Consider the following 15,567-nt stretch of genomic DNA (forward strand, 5'->3'; position numbering starts at 1 on the left):
TGCAAATTCTTTTTTTAAGGGATAAAATGGATAATTAATCTTAAAATTAAAATACCAATATGGGCAGATCAATTTTGTAATACAAATTGAGGGAATGACAAAAAACGTCTAAAAAATGGATTAATGTTTTCTTAAAAGCAGAGGGAAATGATTTGGGCGCTATTAAGTGTGACTAAATTATGTTAAACGGTAGCAAGGATAAAATAAATCCGATGAAACGTTAATTTTCATCGATGAAATGCATATAATCGATAAACAACATCAAGTATTAAGTTTATACTATTGTTAAAAGTATTTAAATTTTCTTAAATATTAATGAAAATAGTAAATAATAAACACTAACTCGTTATATTTATAGATACATAACGATTTTGTATGATTTCTGTTAATACAGCTTTAAGTCTTTTGAATAATAACATAGATTCCTTAAACACAATTGAAAGTAAGCAACTTGTACATTCTTTAGGACATGTTTTATCTGAAGATGTTTTTTCTCCAATTAATATGCCCCCTTTCTCTCAATCTGCAATGGATGGCTATGCTATAAACTTACATGAAAGTAAAGTTTACAATGTCATAGGTGAAGTTAAAGCTGGAGATCAGCATCAATTAAAATTAAAGGAAGGAGAAGCTATTCGAATTTTTACAGGATCTCCCGTTCCTGAATCTGCCAATGCCATAGTTATTCAAGAAAAGGTAATGGTTAACAATAAAACTATAAAAATTGAGGAAGTAATTGATTTAGGTGCTAACATTAGAAACATTGGAGAACAAGTTAAAAATGGAGACATAGCTTTAAAAAAAGGAACGAAACTTTCACCAGCTTCTGTTGGCTTTTTAATTTCTTTAGGAATTACGGAAGTCAAAGTATACTGTAAACCTAATATAGCAATTGTTGTAACTGGTAATGAATTAATTGATGCTGGGCAGCAACTTACGCATGGAAAAATTTACGAAAGTAATTCTAACATGCTTAAAACTGCTCTTGAAAAATTTGGTTATAGCAAAATAACTATTCATAAAGTTGATGACAATTTTAATACTACCTATAACAAGCTAAATGAAGTTATTAATAAGAATGACATGGTTTTAGTCTCTGGTGGTATTTCTGTTGGAGATTATGATTTTGTTGGTGATGCATTACAAAAACTAGATGTTGAGCAGTTGTTTTATAAGGTAAATCAAAAACCAGGAAAGCCCTTGTTTTTTGGCAAAAAAGATAAAACTACTGTTTTTGCTCTTCCTGGAAATCCAGCTGCTTCTTTAACTTGTTTCTATATTTACGTGTTGACAGCATTACAAATCATGTCTGGTCATTTAGAATTTTCATTAAATAAAGTCGAGGCCTTTTCAGTTTCAAACTTCAAAAAAACAGGTGACAGAGCTCAATTTTTGAAAGCTATATATAAAAACGGAATCGTAGAAATTCTTGAAAGTCAGAATTCTTCAATGCTGCATACGTTTGCAATATCAAATGCTTTAGTTTATTTACCCGAAGATCAAAATGAAATTAAAATAAAAGATAAAGTTGAAACTATACTTCTTCCTTTAAATTAATTGATTATGAACTATAAAATTAAAAGTAAAATATGGATTGAAACAGAAGGAGACATTTTGCTTGGTAAAGGAAGAGTAAACCTATTAAATGCTATTGAAAATACAGGTTCTTTGTCTAAAGCAGCAAAGCAATTAGGCATGTCTTACAAAAAAGCTTGGTCACTAACTCAAGCTATGAATGAAAGGGCAAAGAAACCAGTTATTATAATGAGTGTTGGTGGCAAAGGTGGCGGAGGCGCAAAATTGACCTCATATGGAAAATCACTAATCAATACCTTCGTAACAATTAATGAGAACTGTAACATATTTTTAGAAACCCAATTGACAAAAACTTCTCTATAAATAATGATTTTTGAAACAGAACATATTTGGGCATTTCTCTTAATACTACCTATTGTTTCGTTTCTATACGCAAGCGTTGGTCATGGTGGTGCCAGTGGATATTTAGCCCTGATGGCTTTATTTTCATTCGCGCCAGAATTTATGAAACCTACAGCTCTGTTACTTAATTTATTTGTAGCTGGCATTGCATTTTACCATTATTATAAAGCTGGTTATTTTAATAAAAAACTGTTTCTTTCATTTGCGGTTACATCAATACCATTAGCATTTCTAGGAGGAATGATTGAACTTGACGCATCTATTTATAAAAAAGTTTTAGGGGTTTTTTTAATTTTTGCAATTTTAAAAATGCTAAATGTCTTTGGAAAAGAAAGTGCACTGATTAAGGATGTGAAATTATGGCAAGGACTTTTAGTTGGAGGCATTATAGGATTCTTTTCAGGTTTAATAGGAATTGGAGGTGGAATAATTTTAACTCCAGTTATTTTGTTCTTGCATTGGGGAAAAATGAAAGAAGCTGCAGCAGTTTCAGCGTTGTTTATATGGGCAAATTCTGCTGCTGGATTAATCGGACAAATAAGTAGTGGAGTTTCTATTTCAACACAATCATTTATTTTGGTAGTTTTTGCTATAGTTGGTGGATTCTTTGGAAGTTATTATGGAAGCAAAAAATTCAACAATAAGAAATTAAGATATTTATTAGCGTTTGTTCTAATAATAGCTTCTGTTAAATTATTATTTATATAAAAGTAAAAAATGGTTTTAAATATTAAATACTTTGGTTTGCTGACCGAAATCACAAAATGTAGTGAGGAAAATATAGAATTTTCAAAGTCATCCGTTTTGGAATTATTGAATTTACTTTTTAATAAATATCCAGAGTTAAAACATAAAGATTTTGAAGTAGCACAGAATAACAAAATCGTATCAAAAGACACAATGGTTTCTGAAACTGAAATAGCATTATTACCTCCATTTTCAGGAGGTTAAACACTATGGAAAGATATAACAGACATATAATTTTATCTGACGTTGGCCAAGAAGGCCAAAACAAGCTTTTAAAAGCCAAAGTATTGATTGTTGGCGCAGGTGGTTTGGGCTGTCCAGTATTGCAATATCTTACTGCAGCAGGGGTTGGTTCTATCGGGATTATAGATTTCGATGTTGTTGAAGAATCTAATCTTCAAAGGCAAATTTTGTTTGGCACTTCATCTTTAGGAAAGAATAAGTCAATTGCAGCTAAAGAGCGACTTGCAGATTTAAATCCATCGATTACAATTAATGCTTATCCTGAAAAACTGACTTTAAAAAATGCATTGGACTTATTTAAAAATTACGATATTATTGTTGATGGAACCGACAATTTTTCAACTCGATATCTTATAAATGATGGAGCTATAATAACCAATAAACCTATTGTTTATGGTGCTATCTATAAGTTTGAAGGACAGGTGTCTGTATTTAATTATACAAACGGTCCAAGTTACAGGTGTTTGTTTCCAAATCCTCCAAAGGAAGGCTCTGTAGCAAATTGTTCTGAAATCGGTGTTCTAGGAGTTTTACCTGGAATTATTGGTACAATGCAAGCTAATGAAGTCATTAAAATCATTCTTGGTTTTAAAGATGTTTTGTCAGGAAAATTATTGTGTTACAATTCAAAAACAACTGAAACCTCAATCCTAAAGATTAATAGAGTTGATTCTGAATTTGAGAGAGTTTTATCCAACAATACACTTTTAGACAGTTATGATATCGATACTTGTATAAATTCTGCAGAAGAAATTTCAGTAGAAGATTTAATAGAAAAAGACAATGTAATGTTTATAGATGTCAGGGAATCTCATGAACAACCTGATTTAAATTTACCAACAAGCATTAATATTCCTTTGAATCAACTAACAGAAAAATTAGATCAAATCAATTCTAGAAACACCAATGTTTTTGTTTGTCAGTCTGGAGTTAGAAGTAAAAAAGCTGTTCTTTTAGCTCAAGAACATCATATTAAAACTTACAGCCTAAAAGGTGGTATTTCAGAATTAGTTCAACTATTTAAAATGAAAATATAATGAAAGAGAGAAAACCAAAAAACGTTTTTATAGGTGGTGCCATTTCATCCGAATTTATTGGTGAATCTATTGCAAAACATCAAACTAAAACTTCAATAGGAGCGCATAATATATTTTTAGGTCAAGTAAGAGCAGATGTTGTTGATGGGAAAACCATTTCTGCTATAGAATACACAGCTTATGAAGAGATGGCAAATGCAAAATTTCATGAAATTCGTGAAAATACTTTTGAAAAATTTAATCTTACATGCATGCACATTTATCATAGTCTTGGTAAGGTAAATGCTGGCGAAATTTGCCTTTTTGTATTTGTGTCATCACCTAGACGTAAAGAAGTTTTTAAGGCTCTGGAATTTGTTGTAGAAGAAATTAAGATCAAAGTTCCTGTTTATGGAAAAGAAATTTTTGAAGACGAAACTCATCAGTGGAAAGTAAATAGTTAAGCATGGTAGACATTACACATAAAAATAATACACTTCGCATAGCAACAGCACAAGCCATTGTTAAGGTTAGCAAGTCTGAAACCATTGAAGCTATTAAAAATGGAACTGTCCCAAAAGGTGATGTTTTTGCAATGAGTAAAGCTGCTGGATTTTTAGGGGTTAAGCAAACACCTCATCTACTTCCTGATTGTCATCCAATTCCCATCGAATCCACAAATATAGATTACGAAATAAAAGATTTAGACATCATCATTTCTTGTGCCATAAAAACCATTTATAAAACAGGCGTTGAAGTCGAAGCCATGCATGGCGCAAGTATTGTGGCTTTGAATATGTACGATATGTTAAAACCAATTGACAAAGGTGTAGAAATCCATCATATAAAACTGGTGAGTAAAAAAGGCGGGAAATCAGATTTTAAAAATCGTTTCAGAAAACAATTAAACGCAGTAGTTATTGTGTGTTCTGATACTATTTCAACTGGCCAAAAAGAAGATAAGACAGGAAAAATAATTATGAATAAGCTTGAAGAATGCAATGTTTCAATTTCAGATTACATTATCATTCCTGATGAAAAAGAAGTCATTCAAGAAAAAGCAAATCATTACGAAAATCTAGGTGTAAACTTAATTATATTCACTGGTGGAACTGGTTTATCAAATCGTGATGTTACACCTGAAGCTTTAGAAGGGTTGATAGATAGAAAAATCCCAGGTATAGAAGAAGCCATAAGAGCCTACGGGCAAAATAGAACGCCTTACTCTATGCTATCCAGAAGTATTGCAGGAACAATCAATAACACTTTGGTTTTGGCTTTGCCAGGTTCTACAAACGGAGCAAAAGAATCTATGGATGCAGTTTTTCCAGCTGTTTTACATGTATTTGGAATTTTAAAAGGTAACAGGCACGATTAATGGAAAACCAAAAAAGCATATTACAAGATACATTTGGAAGACAACATACGTATTTACGTATTTCATTGACAGAGCTATGCAATTTACGTTGTACCTATTGTATGCCTGCTGAAGGCATTCAATTATCTCCCAAATCGCATATTATGACCTATGATGAGGTTTACACGCTTGCAAAAATCTTTGTAAATCATGGTGTCACAAAAATAAGATTGACTGGTGGTGAGCCATTGGTTAGAAAAGATGCTGATGTTATTTTAAAAAAGTTAGCTACGCTTCCTGTAGAGCTTTCAATCACAACAAACGCAGTAATTGTTGATCAATTTATTGATGTTTTTAAATCTTGTGGAATCCAAAATATTAATGTAAGTCTGGACTCTCTAAATGCAGATAAATTCAAACAAATAACCAGAAGAAGTAACTTTGAAAGAGTTTATAAAAACATCATGCTTTTAATTAATGAAGGATTTAGAGTAAAGTTAAATGCTGTTTTGATTAAGAATTTTAACGACAATGAAATTATTAATTTTATTGAGCTAACAAAGCAATATCCTTTTTCTGTTCGATTTATAGAATTTATGCCTTTTGATGGTAATAAATGGGATAAAGAGAAAATGGTTTCGTATGCAGAAGTCATGTCTCTTGTAAATGACAATTATAAACCAAATGAAGTTATAAGATTACAAGATGCACCAAATGACACTTCTAAAAACTATCAAATAAAAGATTACATGGGTTCTTTTGCTGTTATAAGCTCTGTTACAAATCCGTTTTGTGATTCATGTAATCGAATTAGATTAACTGCCAACGGCAAATTAAAAAATTGTTTGTTTTCAGCTACTGAATCAGATTTATTAACAGCCTTAAGGCAAGGACAAAATATTGAACCTATTATCCAAAAAACTGTCCAATCAAAATTTAAAATTCGAGGAGGCATGGACACGCTCAAAAAACTTGAAGAACCTAAATTACATTCTAAAAACAGAAGTATGATTACTATTGGTGGTTGATAAAAAATATTTTAACATGGAGCAAACCAGATTTGAAAAAGCCATTGCGCTAATTGATAAGAAAAATTCAGAAGACACTCGTCTAGAGCATTATCAAGGTCAAGAATATCCGAAAGAACTCTTATATTCACAACGAATGACCCAAAATCTATTGTTGTTTAAACCAGATGCTTCTGAAGAACTCCAATTAGCAGCTCGCGCTCAACACATTTGCCGTTGGAAAATTGAAAGAAATAACTATCCAATGGATCGCGTAGGCTATATAAAATGGCGAGAGACTCTAAAAAAAATGCATGCGAAAATTACTTCCGAAATTTTAAAAGAAGTAGGTTATAACCAAAAATTTATAGATAGAGTTTCCTTTTTAATTAATAAAAGATTGATTAAAAAAGATGAAGAAACACAAATTCTAGAAGATGTTATATGTCTTGTTTTTCTGCAGTATTATTTTGAAGAATTTGCAGTTAAACATCCTGATAAAAAGGTCATCGAAATAATTAAGAAAACTTGGATGAAAATGTCAGTTAATGGTCAAGAAGCAGTAAAAGGTTTGGTATTCTCAGATAGATGTCAATCGTTAATTAAAGAAGCTTTGAGTTAAATTTTAATGATTATTCATATACAATTGCTGGTAATCTTCTAGTGTATCAATATCTGAAACCACAGACTCTGCATTCAATAAAACCACATTTTTGATATTTTTTTCAATTAACAATTTAGCACCTTTATCATTTGAGACTTGTGTTAATTCTTTAAAGTAAATTTTATCAAATAATGCCGGTACTCCTTTTTTTCCATCTTTATAAGAAGATGCAGCAATTTTATTTTTTCCTTTTTTAAATTCAGAAATCATAGAACTTAAATATTCCGAACTAATTAAAGGTTGATCTGCCAACATGATTAAAAGCGCATCAATATCTGGCTCAAAATTTATAATATGCTTTGCTCCAAAAGCAATAGAACTTCCCAATCCATTTTTCCAATTTTTATTCTTTATAATCTGAATATCATGATGTCTGAATGAAGCTTTTATTGTTTCAAAATTTGCACCTAATACAACAAAAGTTTTTAGATTTAATTCTTCTGAAGTTTGGATAGTATGTCCTAAAAGTGTTGTGTTATTCCATTTTAGTAATTGCTTTGGAGTTCCCATTCTTTTAGATTCTCCTGCAGCTAAAATTAAAATGGCAATATTTAAATCGATAAACAATCTTTATATATTAAGAGTGAATTCTACCCACTTTTTCCTTTAATGGTATTGGTCTCGTATTTCTGGTAACAGACAAAATTTCAGACAAAATTGAAATAGCTATCTCTTGTGGAGTTTCTGCTCCAATATTTAATCCAGCTGGACCATAAATCAAATCTAAAAAAGCTTCATCAACATCTGGGCAATACTCTAAAAACTCTGAAAGAATTTTTTCTCTCCTTTTGCTTGGACCTAGCATTCCTAAATAAACAGGGCGTAAGTCTTTTAGTTCAATTAAATATTTGAGGTCATTTGCAAAGTTATGAGACATCAACACAATAGCTGTTTCGTCATCAATAGATTTTAATTCTAATGCGTCAGGAGATACAGAATAAAATGCACATGCTCCAGGAAAATTATCGATTGTTTTTGATTCTAAAGGTCCTGAAATTACAGTAACTTCCCAGCCGTTAAAGCGTGCTAATTCGCATAGCCGTACAGCATCATGTTCAGTTCCAAAAATCATGAGTTTGAAACATGGAGGCATGGTTTGCGAGAATAGATGCAACAAATCTGCAATTTCATCAATTTTAACTTCTCGATTTGAAACTGATAACTTTTCGTTTCCAAATTCAAAAAAACTTCCTATGCCTTTGTGTTCTCCTTCAGTTGTTTTATAATAAGAATATATTTTGAATTCCTGTCTTTTTTTAATAGCTGATTCAAAAGCATTTACAAAACTTTCATTAGGTTGAAAAATTTCTATTAAAATATAAAGTACTCCTTCGCAACCTAATCTGTAACGACCATCATAGGTCATCATTTTGGAAATCCCGTTTTTGAAAACCGTTTCAGATTGTCTTAAAATGTCTTTCTCTACACAACCTCCACTTACAGCACCTATCATTGAACCATCTTCCAGAATTAACATCCTTACACCTGGTTTTCTGTAAGAGGATCCTGTTAAGTCAACCACAGAAGCAAGAACTGCTTTAAGTCCTTTTTCTTTTGCTTTTAAATAAGCTTCAATAATGTCTTTTATTTCGTGAGTCATATTAAAAAATATATAAAAGCCTCCTTAAGAAGGCTTTTACTTTTTAAAAATAAATATTTATTTAACCAATGACTTTTTCAAACTCCATATTATGTATAAATGGTTGTTTATAAAGACGTTTACCTGTAGCTCTATAAATGGCATTTGCTAATGCACCTACTGCTGGCGGCAATCCTGGCTCTCCTAACCCTGTAGGTTCAATCTCGTTTTTAACAAAAAATACTTCTATTTCTTCAGGCGCTTGTGAATGACGCATTAATTGATATCTATCAAAATTCATTTCATTAGGAGCTCCATTTTCAAATGTCAACTGGCTATACATGGCATGACCAATACCATCTATCACACCACCTTGAATTATATTTGAGGCGGCATCAGGATTCACAACAATTCCACAGTCAACAGCACACCATACTTTTTTAACTTTAGGATTACCATTAACCATAATGACATCTACCACCTCAGCTACATAAGAATAATGGCAAAAATAAGCAGCTACTCCTCTATAAACATTTGGATTTTTTTGATCCCAATTACTCTTCTCTTTAACCAATTTTAAAACACCCGCATAACGTTCAGCATCATATTCGTACTTTTCTCCAACTGGATTATTTATAGCACGATCAAACAATTCTAAACGGAAATCTATTGGATCTTTACCTGCCAATTCAGCAACCTCATCCAAAAATGCTTGTTCTGCTCCTGCTGTAAAATGAGACCTTGGTGCTCGCCATGCTCCAGTAGTAACATTAGTTTCTCCTCCTATTTTTTCCGCTAAATAATTTTCAACGGTTCCTGCAGGGAAACGATTTGGAAAAACTGGTCCTTCTGGCAAACCAGCTCCTTTTACAGAAAAAGCAATCAAATTATTATTTTCATCCAAGCCTGCTTTATAAGTAGACAAGTATGGAGGTCTGTAAGTACCTTGAGTCATATCATCTTCTCTAGTATAAATGAGTTTTACTGGTGCTCCAATCTTTTTTGAAATTGCAGCCGCCTCAAGTCCATAATGTTGGTAAAGTCTTCTACCAAAACCTCCTCCAATACGAGTCATATTCACAGTAATATTTTCAAGAGGTATATTAAGCAGTTGTGAAACCGATTTTTCTAGTGGCTCAGGCATTTGTGTTGGACCAATTAATTCTGCCGAATCTTCAGTAACATTAGCGAAGAAATTCATTGGTTCCATCGTATTATGTGGTAAAAAAGGCGAACTGTATGTTCGTTCTATAACTTTAGCTGCTTTTTTAAAAGCAGTTTCTGGATTACCATCTTTTCTGCTTTCTTGCACGCTACCTGAAACCAATGCTTCTTCTAAATTCTTCATATGCATTTCAGAATTTTCTAATTCGCTAACGGTTTCCCATTCAGCTTTTATAGCCCTTTTAGCATTCATGAGTTGCCATGTAGAATCACCTACTAAAGTAATGAGTTGAAGAAATCCTTTTTCGTCACACCATTGCGGTTCTGGTATTGTTGTATCTATAATAAAAGCATCTTGAACACCTGGCATTGCTTTAATTTCTTCTTCATTAAAGCTTTTAACCTTCATTCCAAATGCTGGTGGATGCTGAATCACAGCCAGCTTCATACCTTCTCTTTTGAAATCTAGCCCGAATAAAGGCTGTCCTGTGACAATTTTTTTACCATCTACATTCTTTTTGCTATTTCCAATTATGTTAAAGCTCCTGGTGTCTTTCAATTCTACCTCTTCTGGAATTTCAATGCCTACAGCTTTTGAAGCTATTTCTCCATAACCTATGGTTCGTTCTCCATTCTTTTCTTTAATTGTACCTTTTTCAACCGTTAAATCTGAAGCTGTTAAGCCCCATTCTTTAGCTGCTGCTTCCATAAGCATTCTCCTTGCTGTTGCTCCTGCCATTCTCAAAGCATTCCAACTTAACCTGATAGAAAGACTACCTCCGGCAAATTGGTTTTGATAAAATCCTGTATTTAATGGAGCTTGTTCAACTACCACATTGTTCCAATCCACATCTAATTCTTCAGCTACAATCATAGGCATTGAAGTTCTAACATTTTGTCCAATCTCTGGATTTGGCGAATAAATAGTAACCAAGCCTGTGTCGCCAATTTTTATATATCCATTAATCTCAAACCATTCATTAGGAATGGCAACTACTTCTTTAATTTTTTTATCTGAAGTACATCCTGTAAACCAGCTAAATCCAATAAGCATTCCGCCGCCTGCAGCTGCTGAAATCTTTAAGAATGAACGACGATTATATTGTGTTTTTATCTTTGTCATGACTTATAGTTTTAAAGTTTTGAGGCTGTTTTTATAGCTTGTTTTATTCTAACATAGGTACCACATCTACAGATATTACCATCCATAGCTGCATCGATTTCTTCATCTGAAGGGTTCGGATTACTCTTTAGTAATGCAGCGGCAGACATAATTTGTCCGCTCTGACAATAACCACATTGAGGCACGTCATGCTTAAGCCAAGCCTTCTGAACAGGATGATCACCATCATCTGAAAGACCTTCAATAGTAGTTATTTCCATGCCTTCAGCTTGAGAAACTTGGAGCAAACAACTACGCATAGCATCACCATCTACATGAACTGTACATGCACCACATTGACCTATTCCGCATCCAAATTTTGTTCCTACTAAATCAATATGATCTCTTAACACCCACAATAAAGGAGTATCCATATCCGCCTCAACTGTGTGAGTTTTGTTATTAATTTTTAAATTAAATGTTGGCATAGTTATAATGTTTTAAAATTGTAATTATTGACTGAAAAAAAACAAATGCAGAACGCATGCCATTAAAGTTACTAAAAAAAGAATAGATTTTATTCCTTTAACAAAGAATTAAGATAACATTAATCTGCAATCCACTTTAAGAGAATGAGTTCTTTAGTTTATTAATCTACTTTTAAAATAAACCCTTGATTATGCACATTTTCTATCCTAATTGATGAGTCGTTTTTAAGGTACTTTCTTAAATGGGTAATAAATACATTAAGGCTTTTTTTGTTGAAATAATCATTCTTTCCCCAAATATTTACTAAAATATCTCTATGAGTACATAAGCTGTTCTTATTCTTGACTAAATAAAGAAGAAGTTCATTTTCCTTTTTGGTTAGAGATGTTATTTCATTATTAAAAATAAGCTCTTGGTTTTTTTGATTAAATGTATAATCTCCTACATTTATAATATTACTTTCTTTTTTTTGAGGTTTTGAAGTATTAAGTCTTGTTAGTAAATTGTTGATTCTAACCACCAATTCCTCTTCATCAATCGGTTTTTTTAAATAATCAATAGCACCTAGTGAAAAGCCTTTTAATACATCAATCTTTAATGACCTTGCAGTTAAGAAAATAAATGGAAGTGATGGATATTTGTTTTTTATCTCCTTGGCCAAATTAAATCCATCAATATCGGGTAGCATAACATCTAGTATACATAAATTATAAGTATTGACCATTAACAATTTTAAGCACTCTTCTCCTGTTTTCACCCAAGATACCTTAAAGTTATTCATGCTCAAATATTCAGAAAGTAAATATCCTAAAGCATCATCATCTTCAACGAGTATTATCTTATTTTCAACTGTTTCCATATGTTTTTAATAGTGGAATGGTTATCTTAACTGTTGTACCCTTGTTTAATTCACTTTCAATTTTTACTTTCCCTTTATGGTTTTTAACCACTTCCTTTACATAGCTTAAACCTAAACCATAACCTTTAGTTTTGTGCAAATTGCCATTAGAAATTCTGTAATATTTTTTAAACACTAATTGTTTTTCTTCAGAATTAATTCCAATGCCATTATCACTAACTTGAATCATCAAGTTTTTGTGCTCTACAAAAGCTTTAAGTTCAATTTTAGGCTGGTCTGAAACGTACTTTCTTGCATTATCTAATATATTATTGATAGCATTTTCTAAATGGGTGACTTCTGCATTTATAAAATATTTGTCGCCTTGCAACTCATATGAAAATTCAAAATTATCGAGTTTTGCTAAATCCAGAAAATCTGAACAAACACTTACAAGTTGAGGCTTAAAATCAATCTTTTTTAAAATAAAAGTTTTTTTCTGAAACTCAAGTTTCCCTAATTCCAAAACTTTATCTACATGCTGATTTAGCCTATTTAATTGTTTTTTAATAATATCAATTATTGGTTTGTTAGAAGGTTCTCCTTGCTCTTCAAGAATTTTACTTGCCAAACTTATTGAAAATAATGGTGTTTTAAGTTCATGGGTAAGGTTATTTATAAACTGATTTGTTGTAGTAATGACCCTTCTTTGCCAATAAAACGATTTTAAAACCCAAATAAATATTATAATAATAATGATAATAAATAATAAACTTGGTATTGTCAAACCATTTAATTGATTCAAAAAATGTGAATTAAGGTCTTTAAATTGAAGTTCTAAAATAATATTTTTCTCTAATAATTTAGGCAAATAACCTTCAAGTTCTATTGGGTATGAATTTGTCTTTTCCTTCGATTTAAAATTTACTGGAGACTTAAGATAAAATGCACTATCTCTTGTATATAATCTGTAAGTAAAATCTGTTTCAATACCATTTTTTGATAATCTGTAAGTAATAAAATCATTTAAAAAATATCTGGAGGCATCTTGAATACTATCAACGCTTAACTTAAAATATGAATCACTTTTAATCGCTGCTTGACCAATTAAAAAAGAAAGTTGATTTTCTGAAGCTAAATCTAGCTTTATATTTTCTCCGGCAACCGCTATTTTTTTATTAAACTGAACTTTTGCCAGATTAAGTCCAATCTTAAGATACTGAAATTGGACTATAAACAATCCAAGAATTGCAACTATAAAAACAGCAATGTATAATTTTCTTTGAGACAAAATCATGTACTATATTACTAAAAAAATGCTTTTGAAACCCATATTAATCTTTTATTAATCTTTTTAACCTTCCTTTAATCTTTTTAACTTATTCTTATCTTCATTTATCAATGTGTCAACGTATTTTTGGAACGTATTGTCAAAATGATAGAAAGGATTAAAATTCCATTCATCATAGAAACAATAATTAACTTTCTAGTTAAAAGTTAAGTTTAGAAGTAGTTCGTTTTTCAATTATTATAGCGCTAGCACATTTTGTTAGCGCTTTATATTTTTACTCAAATAGTTCTTTAGGTGCTATTAAGCGGTTTAAGCTTTCTAAAAAGTTATTGTTTAATAAAGAAAGACCATATTGATAAGAAGCATTCATCCAGCCAAAACCTTCTTGAGTGATATATTCAAAATCAGTACCTACATTACCATATTCCGCAAACACCTTATGTGTTGCCTCTACAACATCGTATTTTTCTGGAATTGTGCCGTTATAGTCTGCAGCATTTTTAGTAATCATATAAAGCCATCTGTAAATTAACTCTTGCGCTTCTCTTTTAAAACCATAATTGAATAACCCTTTCCAGATCATCATTTGGTGAGGTGCCCAGCCATTAGGGTAATCCCATTGTCTTGCTGGTCTACTATCAGATATTTCGCCACGACTTTCTTTTGTACTACCTGCTATTCCACCTTTTTCTGTTAGTAATGATAAACTATTCTTAACCAGCTTATCGGCTTGCTGTTTTGTACACATTTTAGCCCAAAGAGGTGCTAATGTTGATGCTCCTATAAATTTAGATTGGGAATTAGTAATTGCATTATAATCAAAATATAATCCTTCTTCTTCATTCCAAAGAAATTTGTTTACTGATGCTTTTCTAGATTCTAATTTTTGTTGCCAATAGCTAGTTGTATAAGCTTCGAAACAACCTTCAAATTCATGTTTGATTAATTCTGCAAAATCTGTTTCATATTTATACAGCATTGCATTAAGTTCAACCAAGTTTAAATCAGCGCAATTACCTTCTATTCGGTAAGATGTATCGTGTCCAGATTCTCTAACCGTTCTATCGTGAATAAAATAATGGTCTAATGTTTCATTCCTAATTTCTCCAGAATCGTATTTTAAAATATATTCTTCTATACTTAATCCAGCTTTTCCTGCAAATGATTTTATCACTGCATCAAAATGTCCTTTTTCACATTCTGGTGGCATTCCAACACCTTCAGCTAAATAACGATTCAATCCATTTTTTGTAAGACGTTTACCTTTTACCATCCAAACGGTTTCGTATTCCTTAATGGCTGTTTGTAAATGACTCTTTAACCAATCTTTATCATTAGTAACTTCAAATACTTCACGAATTAAACTTGAATAAAAAGGTGGTTGAGTTCTTGTTAGATAATAAGAACGATTGGCATTTAAAATCTTACCATAATGTTCAATCTCATACTGAAAATTGTCTGCCATAGCTTTGGCTAAATGCACTTTCCCATCCAAGATTAAGCCTACCGATTCAAAATAACTATCCCAACCGTACATTTCATTAAACCTGCCTCCTGGTACCACAAAAGGAACACCTTTAATTTTATTATTCTGCTTCTCTAATTTAAGTGAAAGAATACCTGGCTTTGAGTTAATAGACTTCACATATTGAGGCGTCACGTTTTCTGGTAATTGTATAACTTCTATGGGTAATGAAACTTCAAGGTTTTTATAGTATTGAAAAGCTAATTGATCTCGAAATGGCACATAAATTCTTAATTTACTAGATATGAGTTCTTCATTTTTGGAATCGTGAATAAGCTTTTCAATGCCTTGCTCATCCATGGTTCTGGTAAGTCCATCCCAGAAATAGTCTTTAATCATTCGCGAAACTCTCGTGGCTGGTAATTCTTCGATATGATGTAATGGTATTTCTGCAAAGGTTTCACCTTCGTTTTTAGCAATAACTAATTCTTGCAACAAATTTGCTAAATGATAAGTTCCTTTTAAGGTGTATTCCTTTCCTTCTACAGATTTAATTGAAAAAGCTTTTGGGCCATTATCCTCGATGGTGATTTTTTTGTCAGCATCTGTATCTTCTTGCTTTAACAATGCGTTTAAAGTACCTTCTATTTGAAGAATAAAAACCATA

General features: G+C 31.7%; 16 protein-coding genes. 9 read left to right on the forward strand and 7 right to left on the reverse strand.

Going from position 1 to position 15,567, the window contains the following annotated elements; genetic code table 11:
• Positions 1-375: 375 nt before the first annotated feature.
• The 9 genes from AAFP94_RS01655 to AAFP94_RS01695 are packed head-to-tail and all read left to right on the forward strand — an operon-like array spanning position 376 to position 6,930.
• Complete coding sequence (locus AAFP94_RS01655; protein WP_316660913.1) at positions 376-1,557, forward strand: molybdopterin molybdotransferase MoeA; 1,182 nt, start codon at positions 376-378, stop codon at positions 1,555-1,557.
• 6 nt (positions 1,558-1,563) lie between these two features.
• Positions 1,564-1,899 (forward strand): winged helix-turn-helix domain-containing protein, encoded by a 336-nt coding sequence (locus AAFP94_RS01660; protein ID WP_316660912.1) that lies wholly within the window; start codon positions 1,564-1,566, stop codon positions 1,897-1,899.
• Positions 1,900-1,902: 3 nt separating this feature from the next.
• Positions 1,903-2,646: a sulfite exporter TauE/SafE family protein gene (locus AAFP94_RS01665; protein ID WP_316660911.1), complete on the forward strand. Its 744-nt coding sequence runs from the start codon at positions 1,903-1,905 to the stop codon at positions 2,644-2,646.
• Positions 2,647-2,655: 9 nt separating this feature from the next.
• Positions 2,656-2,889: a MoaD/ThiS family protein gene (locus AAFP94_RS01670; RefSeq protein WP_316660910.1), complete on the forward strand. Its 234-nt coding sequence runs from the start codon at positions 2,656-2,658 to the stop codon at positions 2,887-2,889.
• Between the two features lie 5 nt (positions 2,890-2,894).
• Complete coding sequence (locus tag AAFP94_RS01675) at positions 2,895-3,965, forward strand: HesA/MoeB/ThiF family protein (protein ID WP_316660909.1); 1,071 nt, start codon at positions 2,895-2,897, stop codon at positions 3,963-3,965.
• Positions 3,965-4,408 carry a molybdenum cofactor biosynthesis protein MoaE gene (locus AAFP94_RS01680; protein ID WP_316660908.1) on the forward strand — a complete coding sequence of 148 codons (444 nt, stop codon included), beginning with the start codon at positions 3,965-3,967 and terminating at the stop codon, positions 4,406-4,408. The genes AAFP94_RS01675 and AAFP94_RS01680 overlap by 1 nt, the downstream gene beginning before the upstream one ends.
• Positions 4,409-4,410: 2 nt before the next feature.
• Positions 4,411-5,322, forward strand: a complete 912-nt coding sequence (gene moaCB / locus AAFP94_RS01685) for a bifunctional molybdenum cofactor biosynthesis protein MoaC/MoaB (protein WP_316660906.1) — start codon at positions 4,411-4,413, stop codon at positions 5,320-5,322.
• Positions 5,322-6,329, forward strand: coding sequence for a GTP 3',8-cyclase MoaA (gene moaA / locus AAFP94_RS01690; protein ID WP_316660905.1), 1,008 nt, complete (start codon positions 5,322-5,324; stop codon positions 6,327-6,329). Before moaCB ends, moaA begins: the two co-directional genes overlap by 1 nt.
• A gap of 16 nt (positions 6,330-6,345) precedes the next feature.
• Complete coding sequence (locus AAFP94_RS01695; protein WP_316660903.1) at positions 6,346-6,930, forward strand: DUF4202 domain-containing protein; 585 nt, start codon at positions 6,346-6,348, stop codon at positions 6,928-6,930.
• Between the two features lie 3 nt (positions 6,931-6,933).
• On the opposite strand, the gene AAFP94_RS01700 is transcribed toward AAFP94_RS01695, so the two are convergent.
• From AAFP94_RS01700 to AAFP94_RS01730, 7 genes are all read right to left on the reverse strand, one after another.
• Positions 6,934-7,539, reverse strand: a complete 606-nt coding sequence (locus AAFP94_RS01700) for a nucleotidyltransferase family protein (RefSeq protein WP_316660902.1) — start codon at positions 7,537-7,539, stop codon at positions 6,934-6,936.
• Positions 7,540-7,549: 10 nt separating this feature from the next.
• Positions 7,550-8,572, reverse strand: a complete 1,023-nt coding sequence (locus AAFP94_RS01705; protein WP_316660900.1) for an XdhC family protein — start codon at positions 8,570-8,572, stop codon at positions 7,550-7,552.
• 61 nt (positions 8,573-8,633) lie between these two features.
• Positions 8,634-10,838 (reverse strand): molybdopterin cofactor-binding domain-containing protein, encoded by a 2,205-nt coding sequence (locus tag AAFP94_RS01710; protein ID WP_316660898.1) that lies wholly within the window; start codon positions 10,836-10,838, stop codon positions 8,634-8,636.
• Positions 10,839-10,849: 11 nt separating this feature from the next.
• Positions 10,850-11,305, reverse strand: coding sequence for a (2Fe-2S)-binding protein (locus tag AAFP94_RS01715; RefSeq protein ID WP_316660897.1), 456 nt, complete (start codon positions 11,303-11,305; stop codon positions 10,850-10,852).
• Between the two features lie 161 nt (positions 11,306-11,466).
• Positions 11,467-12,165 (reverse strand): response regulator transcription factor, encoded by a 699-nt coding sequence (locus AAFP94_RS01720; RefSeq protein WP_316660896.1) that lies wholly within the window; start codon positions 12,163-12,165, stop codon positions 11,467-11,469.
• Complete coding sequence (locus AAFP94_RS01725; RefSeq protein ID WP_316660895.1) at positions 12,152-13,441, reverse strand: sensor histidine kinase; 1,290 nt, start codon at positions 13,439-13,441, stop codon at positions 12,152-12,154. The genes AAFP94_RS01720 and AAFP94_RS01725 overlap by 14 nt, the downstream gene beginning before the upstream one ends.
• Positions 13,442-13,709: 268 nt before the next feature.
• The gene (locus AAFP94_RS01730) at positions 13,710-15,566 is read right to left on the reverse strand and encodes an alpha,alpha-trehalase (protein WP_316660894.1); all 1,857 of its coding nucleotides are present in this window, start codon (positions 15,564-15,566) and stop codon (positions 13,710-13,712) included.
• Between the last annotated feature and the right edge of the window lies 1 nt (position 15,567).

The organism is Gilvirhabdus luticola (genome assembly GCF_040117515.1).
GTDB lineage: Bacteria > Bacteroidota > Bacteroidia > Flavobacteriales > Flavobacteriaceae > Gilvirhabdus > Gilvirhabdus luticola.

Excerpts from the sequence above, each read along its gene's own strand:
- AAFP94_RS01655 (WP_316660913.1), top strand. The coding sequence starts at position 376 with ATGATTTCTGTTAATACAGCTTTAAGTCTTTTGAATAATAACATAGAT.
- AAFP94_RS01660 (WP_316660912.1), top strand. The coding sequence starts at position 1,564 with ATGAACTATAAAATTAAAAGTAAAATATGGATTGAAACAGAAGGAGAC.
- AAFP94_RS01665 (WP_316660911.1), top strand. The coding sequence starts at position 1,903 with ATGATTTTTGAAACAGAACATATTTGGGCATTTCTCTTAATACTACCT.
- AAFP94_RS01670 (WP_316660910.1), top strand. The coding sequence starts at position 2,656 with ATGGTTTTAAATATTAAATACTTTGGTTTGCTGACCGAAATCACAAAA.
- AAFP94_RS01675 (WP_316660909.1), top strand. The coding sequence starts at position 2,895 with ATGGAAAGATATAACAGACATATAATTTTATCTGACGTTGGCCAAGAA.
- AAFP94_RS01680 (WP_316660908.1), top strand. The coding sequence starts at position 3,965 with ATGAAAGAGAGAAAACCAAAAAACGTTTTTATAGGTGGTGCCATTTCA.
- moaCB (WP_316660906.1), top strand. The coding sequence starts at position 4,411 with ATGGTAGACATTACACATAAAAATAATACACTTCGCATAGCAACAGCA.
- moaA (WP_316660905.1), top strand. The coding sequence starts at position 5,322 with ATGGAAAACCAAAAAAGCATATTACAAGATACATTTGGAAGACAACAT.
- AAFP94_RS01695 (WP_316660903.1), top strand. The coding sequence starts at position 6,346 with ATGGAGCAAACCAGATTTGAAAAAGCCATTGCGCTAATTGATAAGAAA.
- AAFP94_RS01705 (WP_316660900.1), bottom strand. The coding sequence starts at position 8,572 with ATGACTCACGAAATAAAAGACATTATTGAAGCTTATTTAAAAGCAAAA.
- AAFP94_RS01710 (WP_316660898.1), bottom strand. The coding sequence starts at position 10,838 with ATGACAAAGATAAAAACACAATATAATCGTCGTTCATTCTTAAAGATT.
- AAFP94_RS01715 (WP_316660897.1), bottom strand. The coding sequence starts at position 11,305 with ATGCCAACATTTAATTTAAAAATTAATAACAAAACTCACACAGTTGAG.
- AAFP94_RS01720 (WP_316660896.1), bottom strand. The coding sequence starts at position 12,165 with ATGGAAACAGTTGAAAATAAGATAATACTCGTTGAAGATGATGATGCT.
- AAFP94_RS01725 (WP_316660895.1), bottom strand. The coding sequence starts at position 13,441 with ATGATTTTGTCTCAAAGAAAATTATACATTGCTGTTTTTATAGTTGCA.
- AAFP94_RS01730 (WP_316660894.1), bottom strand. The coding sequence starts at position 15,566 with ATGGTTTTTATTCTTCAAATAGAAGGTACTTTAAACGCATTGTTAAAG.